Source organism: Vreelandella halophila, assembly GCF_019903425.1.
In the GTDB taxonomy this organism is placed as follows: domain Bacteria; phylum Pseudomonadota; class Gammaproteobacteria; order Pseudomonadales; family Oleiphilaceae; genus Halospina; species Halospina halophila.
Map to the genome: position 1 here is coordinate 541,027 of NZ_JACHUZ010000013.1, position 20,099 is coordinate 561,125.

Here is a 20,099-nt window from a genome sequence, read left to right on the forward strand (position 1 = left end):
CCGGCGTCAGCGGGGCTCGTCAGCCCTGCGCGTCAGGGCGATCGTCTGGTCCACGATCCGGTTGACCAGCTCATCCGCCAGGTCGTGGCCCATGCCCCGGATCCAGGACAGGCGCGCCCCCGGGATCAGCCGGTGAAGCCGGCGCGCCGCCTGGGGTCGGATCAGGGGGTCGGCGGTGCCGTGCAGGATCAGGCTGGGCGCGTGGATGCGGCGACTGTAGCCCGACAGATCGCCGGTGGCAAGGATGGCCCGCATCTGGCGCAGTATCCCCTTTGGCCGGTAGCTGCGGTGATAGTCGGAGCGGATGCGTTCTTCCGTCTCCACCATATCGCGCGGGTACGCCGGGCTCTGAATGCGTTTCCAGAGCCCCAGCCCACGAGCCACGGCCGCCTCCTCGTCGTGCCCCTTGATGCCACCTCCCTGTAGCCACCACATCACGTCGAGCTTCGGCATCGGCATGCGCGGGCTGTTGTTGGAGGTCATGACCAGCGCCAGGCTACGCACCCGCTGCGAATGAGTAGCGGCCAGTAGTTGACCGATCATGCCACCCATGGAAACCCCCTTTACGTGGGCACTCTGAATTCCGAGGGCATCCAGCAGCCCAACGGCATCGCGCACATGATCATGCAGGGTGTAGGGCGCGTCCGGCTTCAGACCCATCCGGAACCGGGCCATGGCAATTACGGGATGGCCGTTCACGGGCGCGTCTATTTCCGAGGAAAGACCGATATCCCGGTTGTCGTACCGGATCACACGGAAGCCCGCGCGGGCGTAGCGCTCCAACATGGCTTCCGGCCACAGGGTCATCTGGGCCCCCAGGCCCATGATCAGGAACAGGGGTGGTCCATCGGGGTCGCCCCGTTCCTCAACGCAGAACGTTAGTCCATTGCTTTCAATGTAACGGATTTCAGGTGTCACGCGTACCTCCTCTGCCGGGCAGCCAACGCTCGCCCAGCAACAACAGAATCGGGGTAACCAGTAGCGTCAGCACCGTGGCAAAGGCCAGACCGCCGGCAATGGCACTGGAAAGCTGGGTCCACCACTGGGTGGATGGGGCATTGATGCCGAGCGAGGGTGTGAGTAGATCCACATTCACGCCCAGCACCATGGGCATCAGCCCCAGTATGGTGGTGATGGCCGTCAGAAGGACCGGCCGCAGACGCAGGCAGCCGGTCTCAAGGGCGGCTTCGTAGGGCGAAAAACCCTCGGTGCGCATCACGTTGAAGGTATCGATCAGCACGATGTTGTTGTTGACCACAATACCGGCCAGCGCGATGATGCCCATGCCCACCATCACCACGCCGAAGGGCTGGGCATTGAGCAATAGCCCCAGAAGTACCCCCGCAGTCGACAGCACAATCGCGGAGAGTACCAGAACCGCCTGATAGAGGCTGTTGAACTGGGTCACCATGATGGTGAACATCAGGAAGAGGGCCACCGCGAACGCGCTGCCCAGGAAGCGCGCCGACTCCTGTTGCTCCTCGTTCTCGCCGGCCACCTCCACGCCCACACCGTCCGGCAGTTGCGGCATGGCCGACTGCAGCGTCTCGAGCCGTTCCGTGACCTGCTCGCCGGGAGCGACATCCGCCTTGATGGTGATGGCTCTCTGGCCGTCCACGCGCTTGATCACGCCCGTCTTGGGTGCCGGCTCAAGATCCATGAAGTTGGTTATCGGCACCTGGCCGCCTTCCGCATTCAGGGTCAGGCGCTCGAACTGATCCAGGTTACGCCACAATTCCGGAAGCCGCACCAGGATATCCACTTCATCGCGCACGCCCTCCGGCCGATAGGTGGACAGCACCAGGCCGTTGGTCACCAGACGGACCACATTGCCAACGCTGACCACATCGGCGCCGAAACGGGACGCGGCCTCGCGGTCCACGTCGATCTGCCACTCGATGCCGGGCAGACTGCGGTCATCCTCAACGTCCACAAAACCGCCCACCTCTTCCATCGCGGCCCTTATCCGCTCGGTTGCCGTCTCCAGTGTCTCCTCATCGGCGCCACGCACCTGCAACTCCACGGGTTTGCCCTGGCCGGGCCCCTGCTGCTGTTGCCGGAATTCCAGTTTGATACCAGGAATATCACGGGTGCGTTCCTGAAGGTCCGCCATGATACGGCTGGCCGGCCGCCGCTCTTCCCAGTCGACGAGCTGGAACTGGATGGTGCCGATCACATCCGGCGCCATCTGGTCCCCGGCACTGGCCCGGGAACGGGCGTACAGCGCCTCGACTTCCCTGAGTCCGTACATCTTCTGCTCCACTTCCCGGACAATGGCGTCACGTTCGTACACGGAGAGATCACCGCGCGCCCGGATGTGCACCTGGGCGGAATCAGGCTCCACGTCCGGAAAGAACTCAACACCATGGTTAAAGGCCCCATAGGCGCCGTAGATGCCGGCCATGGCAACCAGCAGCAGAAGAAGCGTACGGCCCGGGTAGGTCAGGCTGCAGTCCAGGAGCCGCCGGTAGGCCTGCCCGAAACGGCTGGGCCGGTTATCGCCGCCTTGCGCACGGCCCCCACTGACCCCGCCCAGAATGGGCAGGAAGATCAATGCCATGGCCAGTGACATGAGCAGACAGAGGATCACCGTGATCGGCAGGAACTTCATGAACTCGCCCACCACCCCGGGCCAGAACAACAGCGGAATGAACACCGCAAGAGTGGTGGCCGTGGAGGCGATGACCGGCCAGGCCATGCGGATCGCGGCCTCCGCCCAGGCCTCCCGGGGCGGCATGCCCGCCAGCCGGTTTCGATCCGCCAGCTCCGAGACCACGATGGCACCGTCCACCAGCATCCCGGCCACCAGGATCAGGCTGAACAGGACCACGATGTTGAGGGTATAACCCAACAGCCAGATCAACAGGATGCCGGAAAGGAAGGCACCAGGGATGGTCAGGCCCACCAGAAGTGCCGAACGTGGGCCCATCACGCCCACTACGATGACCAGCACCAGCACAATGGCGGTCAGCACGTTGTTGAGCAGGTCGGAAAGGATGTCATTGACCTCATCCGACTGATCCATGATGGTAGTGATCCGGACCGCATCCGGCAGCCGCTCACGCGCCTCGTCCATCAGGTGCTGGACCCTGTGGACGGTCTCGATGATATTGGCACCGGTGCGCTTCGAGATTTCCAGCACCACCGCCGGTTCGCCGTCGATGCGCGCGAACCCCTCAGGGTCCTTGAAAGTACGCTGGAGCGTGGCCACGTCCCCGAAGGTCACCACAGAATCATCCGCCACCTTCAGGGGCATGGACATGACATCGTCCAGGGTCTCGACCACCCCCGGAACCTTGAGCGCCATGCGGCCGGCACCGGTATCCAGGCTGCCGGCCGCCACCAGCTGGTTGTTGCGGGCCACCCGGTTGCCCAGGGTGGCGTAGTCGATGCCGTAGCTGTCCAGAACCTGGGGATCCACAACCACCTCGACCATGTCCTCCCGGTCACCGGCGATCTCCACTTCCAGCACTTCCGGAATCCCCTCCATCTCGTTCTGGAGATCCCGTGCCATACGGATCAATTCCGGCTCGGACAGCGGCCCTGAAAGACCAATGGTCAACACCGGAAAGAGGCCCACATTGACCTCATTCACCCGCGGTTCCTCGGCTTCCGCCGGGAGGTCCGCACGGGCGATGTCCACCTTTTCGCGCACATCCTGCAGCGCCTGATCGGCATCAAATCCGGCGTCGAATTCCAGCATGACCGAGGCATGGCCCTCACTGGCCGTCGAGCTCATTTCCTCAACGCCTTCCAGCGAGCGCAGCTCCTGCTCCATGGGTCGGACCAGCAGTCGCTCCCCGTCCTCCGGGCTCACCCCCTCCAGCGCCATGGAGACGTAGATCATGGGGATGGGGATATCGGGGTTGGCTTCCCTGGGGATGGTCTGGAAAGCCACGATTCCGGCCACTACAAGGAAGATCAGGGTCAGTATGGTGGTGCGAGCCCGGTCCAGGGCCGCGTTGATGAGACCGCGCATGGTCAGTCCCCATTCCCGCCGGCGGGGACCGGCGTCACCCGTTCACCTTCCCGGACAAAACCGGCGCCACGGGTAATCAGCCGTGTGCGCAGCGGCAGGCCCGTAACCCAGGCGCCATCATCATCGGTGCTCAGAAGGCGCACCGGGGTGAACACCACGTCGTCGTCGGCGGAGACGTGGCGGACGCCCAGCCGGCCGGCATCGTTGAGCCGGAGGTGCGCGGGGGAAAGCCGGGTTGCCAGCTCTGGCGCCAGCCCGATGCGCAGCGTGGCGCTGGAACCGGCTACCCGCCAGTTGTCGGGATTGGGCACTTCAGCCTCGATGCGGAAGCTGCGGGTTTCCGGATGCGCGGAACTGGCAATGAAAGTCAGCTCGCCCGTAAGTTCCCGGCCATCCAGAAGTTCCACGCGCACGGACTGACCAGTGGCGAGTTTCCCGGCCTTCTGCTGGGGAACACGGCCACTGACCTTCAGGCGCCGGGTCTGTACCAGCTGGACAAGCGGGTCGCCGGGCTGGAGTTCATCACCAATCTCGGCTTCGTGACTGTTGATGCTGCCATCGAACGGCGCCTGGGGCGTGAGGTCATCAAGGGCAATCCGGGCCTGCTCCAGTTCCGCCTCGGCCGCTGCCATCTCGGCACGCCTTGCAAGATACTCCGACTGGGATGCGAGATCCGCACCCCGCAGCCGGGAGGCGGCCTCGACATCCGTACGCGCACGTTCCAGTTCCGCTCGCGCCTTTTCGACCTGTTCCTCCCGGTCCTCTTCGGAGAGCCTGGCAATCCGGTCGCCTTTACCCAGCCGTGCCCCCTGGGGTTTCAGGCTCTCCAGCTGGGCCGCAACGCGACTGCGGACCATCACGCTGCGCCATGGCTCAACCTGGCCCTGGATCACCACTTCTGGCAGGAAGGGAGTCGCCAGGCGATCACTCACCTCAACCCGGGACAGGGTTGGCTCGGATTCCTCGTAGGGATCCTCTATGTTGCTGGCACTGCGGCGAACATCCCCGCTGAGCAGCCAGAGAACCAGAAGGATCGCCAGCGCAACCGCCATCGCCACCGGCCCCCTGGGGATTCTGTTGATCATTGGGCTCTCTCCCGTCCGTGGATTGGGTCCGGCCCGGTCAGGCCAGCAACGATGAATTCAACCACATGCTCAAAATAGGCCTCGAGGCTGGGGGTCCCGTGGCGCTCCGGGCCCAGGCCGCCAGCGGCAATACGCTCCATAACGCCCTGGAAGATGGCATCCACGCCCCAGAAAAGGCCCTCAATGGGTTTGTCCGGTACCTCACCGGCGTCAATCGCCGCCCGGACCAGTTCGTGGAACAGCTCCTGGTATTCACGGTCCAGGGCCTCCATGGCCGCGCGCTCGTCCTCGCCCAAGCGGGCCTGTAGTTCCGGCCGGTCGCAGTGCAGGCACAGTTGCACATCCACGGGATGGGCCCGCATCAGGGCGAAAGCTTCGTGCAATAGGCGGCGGATGCTGCCGAGGGGCGTGCCTGCTGGCTCCAGAGCCCGGTAATGGGCCAGGCAGTCACGCGAGAAACGCAGGGCAAGGCGAGCGTAGATACTCTCCTTACCGCTGAAGTGTTTGTAGACGGTGCCCTTGGCAACTCCGGCGTGCTGGGCGAGCTGGGCGATGGTAACGCGTTCCCAGCCGCTGTCGCGGAACAGTGACAGAGCGGTATCCAGCAACAGTGTTTCCCGCTGCTGGAAAAGTTCATCCTGGTAGCGCACCGGTGCCGGACTCCTTTAGTGACCAACGGTCATTGTATGACCGGAAGTCACGACCGGCAAGCAGTGCGCCCCGAAGGATACCGGATTACTTCTTACCGGGTTGCCAGCTCTGGATGGCCTCGTAGGTGTCCGCCACGGTATCGGCGTCAAAGGGCTTCTGGATCAGGCCGGCAAGGCGACCACCGGGAGAGATGATCGAAAGGTGGGCACTGTGCTCCACCACCGGATTACCGCTGGCATCCGTGCTGTGGGTGAAAGTGGCGTTCAGGTCCGAGGCCAGGCTCCGCAGGGTTTCAAGGTCCCCGGTGACCCCCCTAAAATCATCCCCAAAGAAGGTGACGTAGCGGCTCAGGGCCTGCGGCGTATCCCTTTCCGGATCAGCCGTGATCATGAGGAACTGGGGCTCGGTGGCCCGGTCCGAGATACGGCTGTCCGCCTTGGAGAGGGTTGCCATGGTGGTTGGACAGATGTCCGGGCAGTGGGTGAATCCCAGGAAAGCGAGCGTCCACTGGCCGCGGAGCATGGATTCATCAACCGCTTCGCCCTGTTCATCCACGAGGGAAAAGTCACCAATCGCGCGCGGTTCGTCGTAAAGGTAGACGTTGTCCGCGGCCACTTCCGGGGGTTCGCTGTTCCCTTCACCACCGTACTGGGAGCCTACCCAGACGTTATAGATGGTCAGGGCCATCACGCCGGCTGCGGCCATGACGAGGATGATGACGGTAATCGCGATATTGCGGTTCTGGGACATCAGATCTCCGGGAAGCGAACGAAGTGGTCAACCAGCAGGACGACAAACAGCAGCATCAGGTAGGTGATCGAATACTTGAACGTATCCAGAGCCACGCGTCGGTCATCTCCCCACCACAGGCGGAAGGCGTACTGCAGGAAACGCAGCCCAAGCAGGGTGGCGCCCACCAGATAGATCATGCCCGACATGCCGGTGGCCACCGGCAAAAGGCTGACGGCAAACAGCATGAAGGTGTACAGCAGGATGTGCAGCTCGGTGAAACGGTTGCCATGGGTGACCGGGAGCATGGGAATGTCCACCTGAGCGTATTCCTCCTTGCGGTGGATGGCCAGTGCCCAGAAATGCGGCGGCGTCCAGGCGAAGATGATCAGCACCAGCAGCAGGGCGTTGGGATCCACGGCGCCGGTCACTGCCGTCCAGCCCAGCAGCGGCGGCATGGCACCGGCAAGACCGCCGATGACGATATTCTGCGGAGTGGCGCGCTTCAGGAAGACCGTGTAGATGATGGCATAGCCCACCAGCGAGGCCAGGGTTAGCCAGGCGGTGAGCATGTTTACCTGCCACACAAGCACCAGCATACCGGCAAGACCAAGGGTGGCGCTGAAGCCGAGCGCATCAGCATTGCTCAGTCGCCCGGTGGCGACCGGACGACGGCGCGTACGGGCCATACGCGCGTCAATCTCATGGTCCACAACATGATTGATGACGGCGGCGGCACCGGAGAGCAGGGCAATGCCCAGATTGCCCCAGAACACGGTGGCGAGCGAAGGCAGCCCCGGTTCAGCCACCAGCATGCCGATGATGACCGTCAGCAGCATGAGTGCAACCACCTTGGGCTTGGTTAGCTCAAGATAGTCGCGCCAGGTAATGGCTTGTCTCGCGGAAGCAGTGTTGTCACTCATAGGAAATTCCGGTACTCACGGGTTCGGGGGCGCGACGCGCAGTCTTTCCACCCGCACGAGAAGATTGACGAGACCCAGCAGGAGAAAGGCCCCGAATGCGTTATGGGCAATGGCGATCGCCAGGGGAACCTGGAGAAGAATGTTGAGAACGCCCAGAACAATCTGCACCAGGAGCAGTGCCAGCCCAGTACCGGCAGCGCCGGCAAGAGCGGATCCCCGCGCTTTTCGGATCACTGCCCAGAATAACGCACCAAGGACCACCAGAACCACCAGGGCACCGATACGGTGGCTCTGGTGGATGGCGACACGCGCCTCATTGCCGAGCTGGCCTCCCAGATAATTGGGCCCCACGGACTGGAAGAAGTTGAAACCCTCAGCGAAATTCATCTCTGGCCAGAGTGCCCCCTGGCAGGTGGGCAGCTCCGTGCAGGCGACAGCGGCATAGTTGGCGGCCGTCCAGGCGCCGAGCGCGATCTGGAGAACCAGAAGAAACAGTCCCGCATACAGCCAGGGCCTGAGAGCCAGGACTCCCGCCCTGGGTTCGGGAGGCAGATCGTCACTGCCCGTTCGGCCCTCAAGACGCCTGAACAACAGAAACATTAGGCAGAAGGTGGTAAACCCACCCAGCAGGTGAGCCGCCACGACCTGGGGCCAGAGGGACAGGGTGACGGTCCAGGCACCGAACGCGGCCTGCAGCACCACGAAACCCGCGGCGAAGCCGGCCAGCCCGGCTGGCGCCCCGGTCCTGCGGTGCCGGATGCAGGCGACGGCGATGCCGAATATCACAAGGCCCAGGGTACCCGCAGCATAGCGGTGTATCATCTCTGGCCAGCCCTTGCTGGCGTCAAAGGGGGCCTCGGGAAACCGGGCCTGCGCCTTTGTAATGGTCTCCTCGCCGCTGGGCACGGTCAGGTGCCCATAACAGCCGGGCCAGTCCGGGCAGCCCAGGCCCGCATCCACCAGCCGGGTCCAGGCGCCCAGCATGATCACAATAGCGGCCAGAACCAGCGCGCTGAGCGCGGCCTGACGCAAACGTGGAAACGCAATGGCCTGTGAGGGGCCTGAAGCTGTACTCATGGTTTTATCCGGATTCAGCCCAGTGGGGAAACTTCCAGCAGGTGTTCAAGGTCTTCCAGTACGTCGTCCCCGGAATGGCGCTGGTCATAGCGGAGGACGAGATTGCCCATGGGATCAACGATAAAGACGGTCGCCTCAGCGTCATCCGCCGTGTATTGCGCCAGGGGATTGTTTTCGGCAGCGGAGAGCTGCACCAGCCGCCGGTCATCCGCCCCATCCGGCACGCTGCCGTCCTTGCTGATGAATCCCCGGCGTACACGGTTCCATTCGCGGTGCAGCAGCTGGTGGATGCTGCCGGTACGGTCAAGCCACTCGACGCAGGCATCACCACAGTCAGCCGCGGTGACCAGGATCCACCACTTGGCGTCTTCGTTCTCCTGCAGGAAATGACTCCGGAAGGGGTCGCCATCAGGGTCCCGGATTCCCTGGTCCAGAACCTGTTCCTGGCCCTCAACGAATTCGCCCTTATTGGTGGTGCTGCCGGGCATGCCCCAGCCGGTGTAGTACATCACCGTGGCGGCGATAAGAGGCAGAATGGCGATCAGGAATAGCATCGCCGCCTTACGGCGGGCGCGCCGGGTTTCCTCTTCACTGAAACTGTTTTGGGTCACTCAGGAATCCTCGTCTCGGCGAAAGCTGGTTGCGATGGTCAGGGTCAGCAACACGACTGCCAGCCCGAACCATTGCACGGCATAACCGTAGTGGGTTGCGGCGTCCATGCGATCCGGCGTCCAGCCGGTGCGCAGTGCTCCGGCCTGCCCCTCATCTGCCAGCCGGACAGGAACAGCGGCAAGGTTAGAGAAGCTTTTCCGGGCATCCGCACGGTCCAGGCTGGCCACTCGCCGCGGCCAGCCATCCGGATTGACCGCGTTGACCTGGCCGAGAACCAGTGGCGTGGGCCAGGACCAGATATGGCCTTCAACCGTCCGCCGACCGCCGGGCGTCTCCGGGTGCGGCAGCCGATCACGCTCCGCCGGCGCCGCAACCCAGCCCCTGTTCACCACAACCGGTCCGTGGGCGGTATGGAAAGGCTGTAGCACCTCGTACCCGGGCCGGCCATCCCGGGTCCGGTTATCCAGAAGCCACTGGACCTCCGGATCATATTCCCCCGACAGCACCACCGGCTGCCCCTCGAGGGGTTGCTCAACCGGCCATTCGACCGGCCCGCTGGCATCCGACCAGCGTTGCTGGCGCTCCGTCTTTTCAAATCCCCGGTCGAGCTGCCATACGCCGAGCCCCAGCAGCAGAGGCAGAAACGCGATGGCGATGCCCCAGATGGCTCGGTTCGGCCGCCAGCGCCATTGGCCGCGGGATCCGGTCATGGTCTGTTATAGTGATCGGGTTTATTCAGCGTCAAGAGATCTGCCATGCTCAAGTTTCTGATCGTCCTCGTACTTATCGGCATCATCGTCAGCCTGACCAGCAGCTTCTTTTTCATGATGAAGGATGAGGGCAGTCGTCACAGGACCGTAAATGGACTGATTGTCCGGGTTTCGCTGTCCGCGCTGCTGCTTTTTCTTATTGGAGTGGCGGCGATGACGGGCAATCTGCAACTGAACGCGCCGCCCTTCTGAGCGGCGCGTCGATTGTTCAGATCACGTAGACGAAGACGAACAGCATAATCCAGACCACGTCCACGAAGTGCCAGTACCAGGCGCCCGCCTCGTAGCCGAAGTGATCATGGGCACTGAAATGCCCCTTGATCAGCCGCATCAGGACAACGAACAGGATGATCCCGCCAAGCAGTACGTGCAGGCCGTGGAAACCGGTCATCAGGAAGAAGATGCTGCCGTAGATACCGGAATCCAGCGTCAGATGCAGATGGCTGTAGGCCTCGATGTACTCTTCGATCTGGAAGAACAGGAAGATCGCGCCCAGGGCCACTGTGGCCGCCAGCCAGTAAATGGTCGGCTTGCGCTTGTCGTACTTGAGTGCCTTATGGGACAGCGTCAGCGTGATGGACGAAGTCACCAGGATCAGGGTGTTCAGCAGCGGCAGTCCCCAGGGACCAATGACGGCATCCGGGCCGGCGAACTGGCTGTTGTCCGGATTGTTCAGCAGCGGCCACTGGGCCTGGAAACCTTCCCAGAGCATGTTCGCGGTACCCTTGGCGCCTTCACCGCCCAGCCAGGGTACGGCAAAGAACCGGATATAGAAGAGGCTGCCGAAAAGTGCCGCGAAGAAAGCCACCTCGGAAAAGATGAACCAGCTCATGCCCTGGCGGAAGGAACGATCCATCTGGGCATCGTAGAGCCCCGCGCGGCTTTCGCGGATCACATCCCGGAGCCAGCCGGTGATCATGTAGACCAGGACCAGGGCCCCGACCGTGAACACGACCCAGGCTGTGGTAGTGGGATCCCCGTTGGACTGGTTCACCAGAACGGTGGACAGTCCGAAGAAAGTCAGGAGCATCCCCACTGCTCCCACAATGGGCCAGATGCTTGACTCCGGGACGTAATAGGACTGGTTGCTCGACATGCAGCCTCCGCTGTTCTTGTTCCGTTACGGTTTCCGTTTATCCGGACCGCCGGGGTCAGTCGACCCGCGGCGGCTGCTCAAAGGTGTGGTAGGGCGCCGGAGACGGAACCGTCCACTCCAGACCTTCCGCGCCATCCCAGGGTTTGGCGTCCGCCTTGGGGCCGCTCTTCACAGCCTTGTAGACAATGAATACGAGCAGCAGCTGGCTGGCACCGAACAGGAAGGCACCGATGGTCGAAACCTGGTTGAAATTGGCGAACTGGATCGGGTAGTCCGCATAACGCCGCGGCATACCGGCAAGACCCAGGAAATGCATCGGGAAGAAGGCGATGTTCAGGCCGATGAACGACAGCCAGAAGTGCGCCTTGCCCAGTGCCTCGCTGTACATACGGCCGGACCATTTCGGCAGCCAGTAGTAGACGGAAGCAAAGATCCCGTAGATCGCGCCTGGAATCAGGACATAGTGGAAATGGGCGACCACGAAGTAGGTGTCATGGTACTGGAAGTCCGCAGGCGCGATGGCCAGCATGACACCGGACAGCCCACCCACGGTGAACAGCACCACGAAGCCGATGGCGAACAGCATGGGGGTCTCGAAGCTGATGGAGCCACGGAACATGGTGGTGATCCAGTTGAAGATCTTCACCCCTGTGGGCACCGCGATGATCATGGTGGCGTACATGAAGAACAGCTCACCGGGCAGCGGCAGGCCAACAGTAAACATGTGGTGCGACCAAACCAGGAACGACAGGATGGCGATCGCGGCCGTGGCGTAGACCATGGAAGTGTAGCCAAACAGTGGCTTGCGCGAGAAGGTCGGGATGATCTGGGAGATGATGCCGAACGCCGGCAGGATCAGGATGTAGACCTCTGGATGACCGAAGAACCAGAAAATGTGCTGGTACAGTACCGGGTCACCACCGCCCGCGGCATCAAAGAAAGCCGTGCCGAAATGGATGTCCATGAGCAGCATGGTCACCGCACCCGCCAGTACCGGCAGCACCGCGATCAGCAGGAAGGCGGTGATCAGCCAGGTCCACACGAACATGGGCATCTTCATCAGGGTCATGCCAGGGGCGCGCATGTTGATGATGGTGGCGATCACGTTGATCGCGCCCATGATGGAGGAGATGCCCAGGATATGGACGGAGAATATGAAGAAGGTGGTGCTATCAGGCCCGTAGGTGGTGGACAGTGGCGCGTAGGCCGTCCAGCCGAAGTTCGGAGCGCCGCCATCCATGAACAGAGTGGACATCAGGATCAGCGAACCGGTCACCAGCAGCCAGAAGCTCCAGTTGTTCATGCGTGGCAGAGCCATGTCCGGCGCCCCCACCATCAGTGGGATCATCCAGTTGGCAAGCCCCACGAACGCCGGCATGACGGCACCGAAGATCATGACCAGGCCATGCATGGTCGTCATCTGGTTGAAGAAGGCCGGCTCCACCATCTGGAGGCCTGGCTGGAAGAGCTCGGCACGGATAATCATGGCCATGGCGCCGCCCGCGAGGAACATCGCGAACGAGAACACCAGGTACATGGTGCCGATATCCTTGTGGTTGGTGGTAAACAACCACCGTCCAATCCCCTTGGCGGGGCCGTGATCGTGATGATCAGCGGCGTGAGCGTCTGCAACCGCACTCATGATGAACCCCCGTTAATCAAACGCTGAATACTTAACCGTCTTCGCCGGTCTGCTCGGCGACCCATTCGCGATAGTCGTCCTTTGGTACCGCCTTGACTTCAATCGGCATGTCCGAGTGGCCCTGACCGCAGAGCTCAGCACACAGACCATAGTAGGTGCCGGGCTCCTCGATCTTTGCCCAGTTCTTGTTGATGAAGCCGGGAATGGCGTCCTGCTTCCAGCCGAACTCCGGTACCCACCAGCTGTGGATCACGTCGTTGGATGTGATCAGGAACCGGATCTTGGTATCAACAGGCAGAACCAGAGGATTGTCCACGGAGTACTTATAGTCTTCTGTCTTCTTGATCAGGTTCCTTTCGGCATCACGTGGCGTATCCGCGGAACTGAAGAAGCTGATGTCCTCATCCATGTACTCGTACTGCCAGCGCCACTGGTACCCGGTCACCTTGATTTCCATTTCGGCGTCAGAGGTGTCGTACATATCGACCAGAGTGCCAGTGGCCGGAATGGCCATCATGATGAGGATCAGGAAGGGAATCACCGTCCAGATCAGTTCCACCGTGGTGTTCTCGTGGAAATGCGCCGGCTTTGCCCCCTTGGAATGGCGGTAGGCCAGTACAGACCAGAGGATGGCCAGGAATACACCAACGCCGATGGCAACACAGATCCAGAACACCCACATGTGGATGTCATAGATGGTGTTGCTTATGGAGGTGACACCTTCAGGAAGGTTAACCCCCCAACCGGCAAGGGCGCTGGACGGCGCCGTTACAGCAGTCGCCAGGGCACCGGCACGCAGGGCCTGCACGCTCATACCTCGTCTCCAACAAGAAATTGTGTTTCGGCCCCGCGCACCATGAACGGGCCGTGGCGTCGGACCCTGGGAACGCGGGGGTATGTATGGGTCTCTCGCGCAAAGTTACGCAGAGTTTATCGTTTTTTGCGCGTATGACAACCGTCAAGAGCCAATTCTATCGCGTCCGGCCGGCCCCGACCACCCGACGGGCACTGCCCGCAAACTCAACTACACTGAAACAATACCGCCCTGCGGTCTCCATCCACCAGCGCTGTACGGTCCATGACGCCGGAGTCCATAACGCAGATCATCGCCCAGGCCGTGGCCCAGGAATCCGCCCGCGGCCAGTTCCAGCAGGAGCTCCGCACCAGGGCGGAAGCCCTGCATGGGCTTTTCCGGGTGGAGGCTGAAGACCCTGCAGGGGCACTGTACGGATTTGCCCGCGAGTACGTGGAAATGACGCCAGGACTCATCCACTGCGTTCGGATCTGCGCCGAACGTGCCGGAGTTGGGGCGCTGTTCCACCCTTTCCTCAGGACAGCCACCGGGTATTTCGCCCACCCGTCAGTGCTTCTGGCTGGCTATGAAGGGCTGGAGGGGCTGCTGGTCAAAGCCTACCAATGCCACCGCCTGATGGAAGAGATGTACGAAAACAACCGGTCTTTCCGCAACAGTAACCTTCTGGAGCCGGAAGCCACCGAGGCCAACCTGCTCGTGCATCATCTCATTGGCGAGCCTTTTGCGAACGAGCTCGATCAGGCCATACTGGTGACGGTGCGCCAGATTGTCGGATCCGGGGACTATTACGATCTCGATCTGGCACCCTTTGTAGCCCAGGCCAGCGACGAGGCTTGGCAGTGGATGCGTGAATACTGGACCAACCTGCTGGCGCGCAACGGAATCCACTTCCGATTCTCGTTCCGCTCAGCACTCTAGGAAATGATCGAAGGGGACTCAGGTGCTCAACCAACCGGATCTCGCCCGCCTCATACTGCGTCTGGCGCTGGGGTTTCTGATTCTGCTGCACGGGATCAGCAAGCTGCTCAACGGCGTCGGGCCGATCGAGAACCTTCTGGCCGCGCACGGCCTTCCGGCGATACTGGCCTGGGGTGTTCTGATCGGGGAGATCCTGGCCCCGGCTATGCTGATTCTGGGGATTCACACCCGTGTCGCGGCGGTGCTGGTAACCATCAACATGGTCTTTGCCCTGGTTCTGGCGCACCAGCATGAGATGCTCGCGCTCAAGGCCAACGGTGGCTGGGCCCTGGAGCTGCCAGCACTTTTCCTTGTGAACGCGGTGGTAATCCTGATGCTCGGACCGGGCCGATACCGGGTCCATTCCTGACAGGAGCGGATCATGCTGACTACAGGGAAGTCCGTGGTCGTTCTGCTGTTTCTTGCGCTGGCAGCGCCCCTGCTGGCGGATACTGACAGCGGCAGCGAAACCATAACGCTCTGGAAGCGCAACCATGACAGCCCGGCCATCCGCGAGCTTGTAAAGATGGTACTGGCGAAGACACCGGATTACGGAGCCACGCAGATCCGGCCCAGCATGCCCATGGCCCAGGCCCGCGCCATCCGGCACCTAAGTGCCGGTAACAGGGATCAGGTCCGCATTGCGAACGTCGCGTCCTCACCGCAGCGCAACCGTGAACTCAGACCCATCCCGATTCCCATTGCCCAGGGCATGCTGGGATTCCGTATCTGTATCATCCGCAAGGGGGAACAGCACCGGTTCAACCACATCTTCTCCGCCGGCGACTTCCAGCAGCAGAGCCTGACCATCGGTCAGGGCACGCACTGGCCCGACACCCGTATTCTTCGCCAGGCTGGCTTTGAGGTCGAGACCTCCCCACGCTTCAGAAACCTTCTGACCATGCTGGAGAGGGGCCGTTTTGACTGTTTCCTGCGTGGCGTCGGTGAGATCCTCATCGACCTGGACCAGTATGAGAGCGAGGGGCTGGAGGTCGAGGACCGGCTGGTGTTCACTTACCGGATGCCCTCATACCTCTTTGTGGGCCCTGATGACCAGCGTATGGCCGAGCGCCTCACCGTGGGACTTCACCGCGCCATGCTCAGCGGCGACTATGAGGAGTGGTTCAACACCTATTTCCGCAGGCCACTACGGGAACTGGAGGTCATGGAACGGGTCTTCATCCCCCTGCCCAATCCCTTCCTCGAGAACGGGGGAACCCCGGTGCAGCTGCCGCTGTTGCCGATACGCCCGGATCTTATGCTGCCGGTGCCGGAGGGCAGCCGCTGACTTACCGCCTCAATGGGTCTCCCCGGACCCGGAAGGCAGGATCCGCACCGGCTGTGGCGTGTCATCCTTTTTCGGCGGATCCGGTTCAGTGGGCGTGACCCGGGTCTTGAGTGTCTCCGAGGCGGGCGTCATGTCCGCCGCCTCAGGTTGACGGTCCTCGAACCCGCAGTCCACGCATTCGCGGAAGGTCCCCTCCTCCGTGGTGAACATCACGATCCGGTCCATGGCACTGCAGCGTGGGCAGACGGCGCCGGCAATGAAACGCTTCTTCACTTTGGTTCTCCCGCGGCTCAGGCCGCCTTATCCGGTTGCACAATGCCCGACTGGCGCAACAGTGGCTCTTCGCTGGGATCACGGCCCCGGAAGGCCCGATAGAGTTCCGCGGCCGCGTGCGAACCACCTTTTTCCAGGATGTTCTCACGGAAGGCGCGGCCGGCCTCCGGATCGAAAATGCCCTGTTCCTCGAACAGCGAGAAGGCATCCGCCGCCAGCACTTCCGCCCACTTGTAGCTGTAGTAGCCGGCTGCATAGGGGCCGGCGAAAATGTGACCAAAAGACTGCGGGAAGCGGTTGAAGGCCGGCGGATGCACCACCGCCACCTGGTTGCGCACCTCCGTGAGCAGCGCCAGCGGATCCACGGGATCAGCGGGGTCATACTCGCTGTGCAGCCGGAAGTCGAACAGCGAGAACTCCAGCTGGCGCACCATCTGCATGCCGCTCTGGAAGTTGCGCGCCGCCAGCATGCGCTCGAGCATGTCATCCGGCAGCGGCTCACCGGTCTCATGATGGCCGGCGATCAGCGCCAGCGACTCCCGGTCCCAGCACCAGTTCTCCAGGAACTGACTGGGCAGCTCCACGGCATCCCAGGCCACGCCATTGATGCCGGAGACATCCGCCACGTCCACCTGGGTGAGCATGTGGTGCAGGCCGTGACCGAATTCGTGGAAGAGCGTCACCACCTCATCGTGGGTGAGCAGCGAGGGCTGGCCCCCCACAGGCGGCGTGAAGTTGCAGGTCAGGAAGGCCACCGGCAGCTGGACACTGCCGTCGTCATGGCGCCAGCGGACTCGGCAGTCAGCCATCCAGGCACCCCCGCGCTTGCCCTGGCGGGCGTAGAGATCCAGGTAGAAGAAGGCCACCGGCTGGCCGCCACGCTCCATGCGGTACGCGCTCACGTCATCGTGCCAGGCGGGGATGCTTTCATCCGCCACGATGCGCACGTCGAACAGCTTCTCGACGACCCGGAAGAGGCCGTTGATCACCCGGTCCACTGGGAACCAGGGCCGGACTTCCTCCTCGGAGATACTGAACCGCGCCTGGCGCAGTTTCTCGCCATAATAGCCCAGGTCCCAGGCCTCCAGAGGTTCCGGGCCACCCTGTTCCCGGGCGAATTCACGCAGCTCTTCAAGCTCGCGCTCGGCCACCGGCTTCGCACGCCCGGCCAGCCGGTTCAGGAAGCCCAGCACCTCGTCCTCGCTGGCCGCCATCTTGGTTGCCAGGCTCAGCTGGGCGTAGTTGTCGTAACCCAGAAGCTGCGCCTGCTCGTGCCGGCGCTTCAGGATCTCGTCAATCAGCGGGCTGTTGTCCCAGGTCCCCGCATCCGGGCCCTGATCCGAGGCGCGGGTGGTGAACGCCTCGTACACCTCACGGCGCAGCTCACGGTTATCGCAGTAGGTCAGTACCGGGTAGAAGGAGGGGAAATCCAGGGTGATCACCCAGCCGTCCATGCCACGCTGCTGCGCCGCCTGGCGGGCGCTGTCCAGAGCGGTCTGCGGCAGGCCGGCGAGCTCGGATTCATCGGTCACCTGGCGGTACCAGTTCTGGGTGGCATCCAGCACATTGTCGCCGAAGCGGCTTTCCAGATCCGCCAACTCCTGGGAAAGGGTGGCGAAACGCGCCTTCTGCGCCTCCGGAAGATCCACGCCCCCGAGCCGGAAGTCACGCAGGGTCTGGCGGAGGGCCTCCTGCTGGTCCTCCTGCAGACGGGGGAACTCGTCGCTGTCCGCAAGGCGCTTGTAGGCCTCGCAGAGCGCGCCGTTATGGCTGATCTCGGAACTGTACTCCGTGATCTTCTGCAGGCAGCGCTTGTGAACCTCGCGGATCGCCTCGTCGTTCATCACGCCATTGAGATGGGAAATGATCGCCCAGGCATTGTTGAGGCGGTCGTCCAACGCCTGCATGGGCTGGGCCAAGCTCGCCCAGGTCGGCGCCTGCTGCTCCGCCAGTTCCGCAACGCGCGCCCGATTCTCCTTCAGGATCCGGTCGATGGCCGGCTCCATGTGCTCGACATCAATGGCATCGAACTTCGGCAGCTGGTCCTGAGCCAGCAGAGGATTGTTCATGGAGCGTCTCCTGCGTGTGACCTTGATGCAATCATGATGACATACTTCCCGTAACCACCCTAAGTTCAGATGGAGGACCCACCGTGACCCGGATCCGCAGCCACAAGGGCGATCATCCCCAGCTCGGGGAACGCGTATGGATTGATCCCACCGCCACCGTCATCGGCGACGTGGTACTGGGCGACGATTGCTCGGTCTGGCCCATGACCGCCATCCGCGGCGACATGCACCGCATCCGCATCGGCAACCGCTGCAGCATCCAGGATGGCTCCGTCTGCCACATCACCCACGCCGGCCCCTACAATCCGGACGGCTTCCCCCTGAGGGTTGGCGATGATGTCACCGTCGGCCACAAGGCCCTGCTGCACGGCTGTACCATCGGCAGCCGGGTGCTGGTTGGAATGGGCGCCATCATCATGGACGGCGCCGTGGTGGAGGATGAGGTCATCATCGCCGCCGGCACCCTGGTACCGCCGGGCAAGACCCTGGAGTCCGGTTTCGTGTACCGGGGCAGTCCGGCACGCCAGGCTCGGGCAATCACCGACGAGGAACGCTCATTCTTCACCTATACCGCTGGCAATTACGTCAAACTCAAGGATGAATTCCTTGCCGAGGCCCCTTGAAAATGCGCGTGCAGTCCCTACCTATTCAACAGGGCGTTAGGGAAGCGGACTGATAGTCCGGCGCCGGTCAGCCACGCTCCCCTGACGAAGCTGTTGTCCCGAATGATTTCAGATTCGTTGAGAGGAGGTGAACACCATGACAGCCATGACCCGCTGGAACCCCTTTGCCGAGTTCGAGGACATTCTCGACCGCTATAACCGCCAGGTAGCCGGCCGCAACTCAGCTCCGGCGACCAACGGCAACCGGGAGATCCTGCAGAAGACCGACTGGGCACCCTCGGTGGACATCACCGAGAACAAGGATGCCTTCGTCATAACCGCGGAACTGCCCGGTATTCGGAAAGAGGATGTGAATGTCTCGGTGCAGGACGGCGTTCTCACCATCCAGGGTGAGCGTAACTTCGAGAACACCGAGGACGAGGCCAGGCGGCACCGGGTGGAACGGTTCTACGGCCACTTCGCCCGCAGCTTCTCGCTGCCGGATAATGTGGACGACGAGAACATCAAGGCCAACTACCACGATGGCGTGCTTGAGCTGACCCTGGCCAAACAGGAGAAGGCCAAGCCCCGGGCCATCGAGGTGGAAGTCAACTGACCCCTCGGGGCGGAATGCCCCATGGTGCCCCGGCGCCGGCTCTGCCCGGCGCCTTTTTTATGCCCGGAACTCAGTCCCCACCATCGGTGTCACAGTCCGGTTCGTAAATCTCGATCTCCACGCGCCGGTTCTTCTCGCGGCCTTCCGCAGTGTCGTTATCAGCGATCGGCCGGGTTTCGGCACGCCCTGCCGCCACTACATTCTCCGCCGGGATGGCCCGGTTGAGCACCAGCTCATGCACCAGGGAAACGGCGCGCGCGGCGGACAGGTCCCAGTTGGAACGATAACGGTCGCTCACGATGGGCCGGTTGTCCGTATGGCCGGTGACGATCACCTCACCGTCACAGCGCGCCACAATATCCACGATGTCGGCCACGACGGGGCGGATGTCTGGGATCAGCTCAGCACTACCCACCGGGAAGGTGGCCTGGTCGTTAAACCGGATCACCACCCGCTGGCGGTCAAACCCGACGTCGATCTGTTCCTCGCTGACCGCTTCTTCCATTTCCGAGATGAGCATACTGGCGAGCTGCTCCACGCCCGGATCTACATCCGGGCGTGCCGGCTTCGCCGAGGCCTGGTCCCGGAGAATGGCCTCGCCCTCGGAAGGCGCTGCGGGTGCCCCGTCCAAGGGGATGGGAACGTCCTCGCTGATCGCCGGGGACTCCGTGTCCTCATCCGCCAGTCCCTGGGGCTCGGGCATCTGATCCGGGGCCATGTTGAACGCCTCCACCAGGGAGGTGACCATGGCCCGGTATTTCTCCGCATCCATGCTGGAAAAGGACAGCATCAGGATGAAAAAGGTCATCAGCAGCATGAACATGTCCGCCAGGGTGGTCATCCACCCCGGGGAGCTGCTGCTGGTATTGCCGCGTCTGGGCCGGCGCTTGGGCGGTGCCGCCATCAACGCCCTCCG

The 20,099-nt window shown here is 62.5% G+C and carries 21 protein-coding genes; 6 read left to right on the forward strand and 15 right to left on the reverse strand.

Annotated elements, in window-relative coordinates; genetic code table 11:
- Positions 1-6 precede the first annotated feature (6 nt).
- The 9 genes from H4I92_RS06815 to H4I92_RS06855 all read right to left on the reverse strand — a co-directional run bounded on the left by H4I92_RS06815 (position 7) and on the right by H4I92_RS06855 (position 9,766).
- Positions 7-918: an alpha/beta fold hydrolase gene (locus tag H4I92_RS06815; RefSeq protein WP_245800859.1), complete on the reverse strand. Its 912-nt coding sequence runs from the start codon at positions 916-918 to the stop codon at positions 7-9.
- Positions 908-3,979: an efflux RND transporter permease subunit gene (locus H4I92_RS06820; protein ID WP_077529894.1), complete on the reverse strand. Its 3,072-nt coding sequence runs from the start codon at positions 3,977-3,979 to the stop codon at positions 908-910. The genes H4I92_RS06815 and H4I92_RS06820 overlap by 11 nt, the downstream gene beginning before the upstream one ends.
- 2 nt (positions 3,980-3,981) lie before the next feature.
- Positions 3,982-5,064 (reverse strand): efflux RND transporter periplasmic adaptor subunit, encoded by a 1,083-nt coding sequence (locus H4I92_RS06825; protein ID WP_077529895.1) that lies wholly within the window; start codon positions 5,062-5,064, stop codon positions 3,982-3,984.
- Positions 5,061-5,714: a TetR/AcrR family transcriptional regulator gene (locus H4I92_RS06830; protein WP_077529896.1), complete on the reverse strand. Its 654-nt coding sequence runs from the start codon at positions 5,712-5,714 to the stop codon at positions 5,061-5,063. The genes H4I92_RS06825 and H4I92_RS06830 overlap by 4 nt, the downstream gene beginning before the upstream one ends.
- Before the next feature lie 85 nt (positions 5,715-5,799).
- Complete coding sequence (locus H4I92_RS06835; RefSeq protein WP_077529897.1) at positions 5,800-6,465, reverse strand: SCO family protein; 666 nt, start codon at positions 6,463-6,465, stop codon at positions 5,800-5,802.
- The gene (gene cyoE, locus H4I92_RS06840) at positions 6,465-7,367 is read right to left on the reverse strand and encodes a heme o synthase (RefSeq protein ID WP_077529898.1); all 903 of its coding nucleotides are present in this window, start codon (positions 7,365-7,367) and stop codon (positions 6,465-6,467) included. The genes H4I92_RS06835 and cyoE overlap by 1 nt, the downstream gene beginning before the upstream one ends.
- Before the next feature lie 15 nt (positions 7,368-7,382).
- A complete protein-coding gene (locus tag H4I92_RS06845) occupies positions 7,383-8,444 on the reverse strand; it encodes a COX15/CtaA family protein (RefSeq protein WP_077529899.1) in 1,062 nt (353 codons plus the stop codon).
- Between the two features lie 14 nt (positions 8,445-8,458).
- Positions 8,459-9,055, reverse strand: coding sequence for a hypothetical protein (locus tag H4I92_RS06850; protein ID WP_077529900.1), 597 nt, complete (start codon positions 9,053-9,055; stop codon positions 8,459-8,461).
- Positions 9,056-9,766, reverse strand: a complete 711-nt coding sequence (locus H4I92_RS06855; protein ID WP_077529901.1) for an SURF1 family protein — start codon at positions 9,764-9,766, stop codon at positions 9,056-9,058.
- Between the two features lie 45 nt (positions 9,767-9,811).
- Between H4I92_RS06855 and H4I92_RS06860 the strand changes: the two genes are divergently transcribed.
- Positions 9,812-10,018 (forward strand): DUF2909 domain-containing protein, encoded by a 207-nt coding sequence (locus tag H4I92_RS06860; protein WP_077529902.1) that lies wholly within the window; start codon positions 9,812-9,814, stop codon positions 10,016-10,018.
- Between the two features lie 16 nt (positions 10,019-10,034).
- Here H4I92_RS06860 and H4I92_RS06865 read toward each other — a convergent pair whose 3' ends face one another.
- Genes H4I92_RS06865 through coxB form a run of 3 tightly spaced genes read right to left on the reverse strand, consistent with a single transcriptional unit; the run spans position 10,035 to position 13,378 of the window.
- Positions 10,035-10,922: a cytochrome c oxidase subunit 3 gene (locus tag H4I92_RS06865; RefSeq protein ID WP_077529903.1), complete on the reverse strand. Its 888-nt coding sequence runs from the start codon at positions 10,920-10,922 to the stop codon at positions 10,035-10,037.
- 55 nt (positions 10,923-10,977) lie between these two features.
- Complete coding sequence (gene ctaD, locus H4I92_RS06870) at positions 10,978-12,564, reverse strand: cytochrome c oxidase subunit I (RefSeq protein WP_077529904.1); 1,587 nt, start codon at positions 12,562-12,564, stop codon at positions 10,978-10,980.
- Positions 12,565-12,595: 31 nt separating this feature from the next.
- Positions 12,596-13,378 (reverse strand): cytochrome c oxidase subunit II, encoded by a 783-nt coding sequence (gene coxB, locus H4I92_RS06875; protein ID WP_077529905.1) that lies wholly within the window; start codon positions 13,376-13,378, stop codon positions 12,596-12,598.
- Between the two features lie 264 nt (positions 13,379-13,642).
- Between coxB and H4I92_RS06880 the strand changes: the two genes are divergently transcribed.
- From H4I92_RS06880 to H4I92_RS06890, 3 genes are read left to right on the forward strand one after another with little or no spacing between them, the layout of a single operon-like run.
- Positions 13,643-14,296, forward strand: a complete 654-nt coding sequence (locus H4I92_RS06880; RefSeq protein ID WP_077529906.1) for a hypothetical protein — start codon at positions 13,643-13,645, stop codon at positions 14,294-14,296.
- 22 nt (positions 14,297-14,318) lie between these two features.
- On the forward strand, positions 14,319-14,705 hold the full coding sequence (locus H4I92_RS06885) for a DoxX family protein (RefSeq protein ID WP_077529907.1): 387 nt from the start codon (positions 14,319-14,321) through the stop codon (positions 14,703-14,705).
- Positions 14,706-14,717: 12 nt separating this feature from the next.
- Positions 14,718-15,623, forward strand: coding sequence for an ABC transporter substrate-binding protein (locus H4I92_RS06890; protein WP_077529908.1), 906 nt, complete (start codon positions 14,718-14,720; stop codon positions 15,621-15,623).
- Between the two features lie 9 nt (positions 15,624-15,632).
- Here the strand turns inward: H4I92_RS06890 and H4I92_RS06895 are convergent, their stop codons facing one another.
- Entirely contained in the window at positions 15,633-15,896 is a 264-nt protein-coding gene (locus tag H4I92_RS06895; protein WP_077529909.1) for a YheV family putative zinc ribbon protein, read from the reverse strand.
- Positions 15,897-15,913: 17 nt separating this feature from the next.
- Entirely contained in the window at positions 15,914-17,965 is a 2,052-nt protein-coding gene (locus H4I92_RS06900) for a M3 family metallopeptidase (RefSeq protein WP_077529910.1), read from the reverse strand.
- Between the two features lie 83 nt (positions 17,966-18,048).
- Here H4I92_RS06900 and H4I92_RS06905 point away from each other — a divergent pair, with 83 nt between their 5' ends.
- Together H4I92_RS06905 and H4I92_RS06910 are read left to right on the forward strand one after the other, a co-directional pair.
- Positions 18,049-18,588: a gamma carbonic anhydrase family protein gene (locus tag H4I92_RS06905; RefSeq protein WP_077529911.1), complete on the forward strand. Its 540-nt coding sequence runs from the start codon at positions 18,049-18,051 to the stop codon at positions 18,586-18,588.
- Positions 18,589-18,724: 136 nt separating this feature from the next.
- On the forward strand, positions 18,725-19,183 hold the full coding sequence (locus H4I92_RS06910) for an Hsp20/alpha crystallin family protein (RefSeq protein ID WP_077529912.1): 459 nt from the start codon (positions 18,725-18,727) through the stop codon (positions 19,181-19,183).
- 70 nt (positions 19,184-19,253) lie between these two features.
- Here H4I92_RS06910 and H4I92_RS06915 read toward each other — a convergent pair whose 3' ends face one another.
- Complete coding sequence (locus H4I92_RS06915; RefSeq protein ID WP_077529913.1) at positions 19,254-20,087, reverse strand: flagellar motor protein MotB; 834 nt, start codon at positions 20,085-20,087, stop codon at positions 19,254-19,256.
- Between the last annotated feature and the right edge of the window lie 12 nt (positions 20,088-20,099).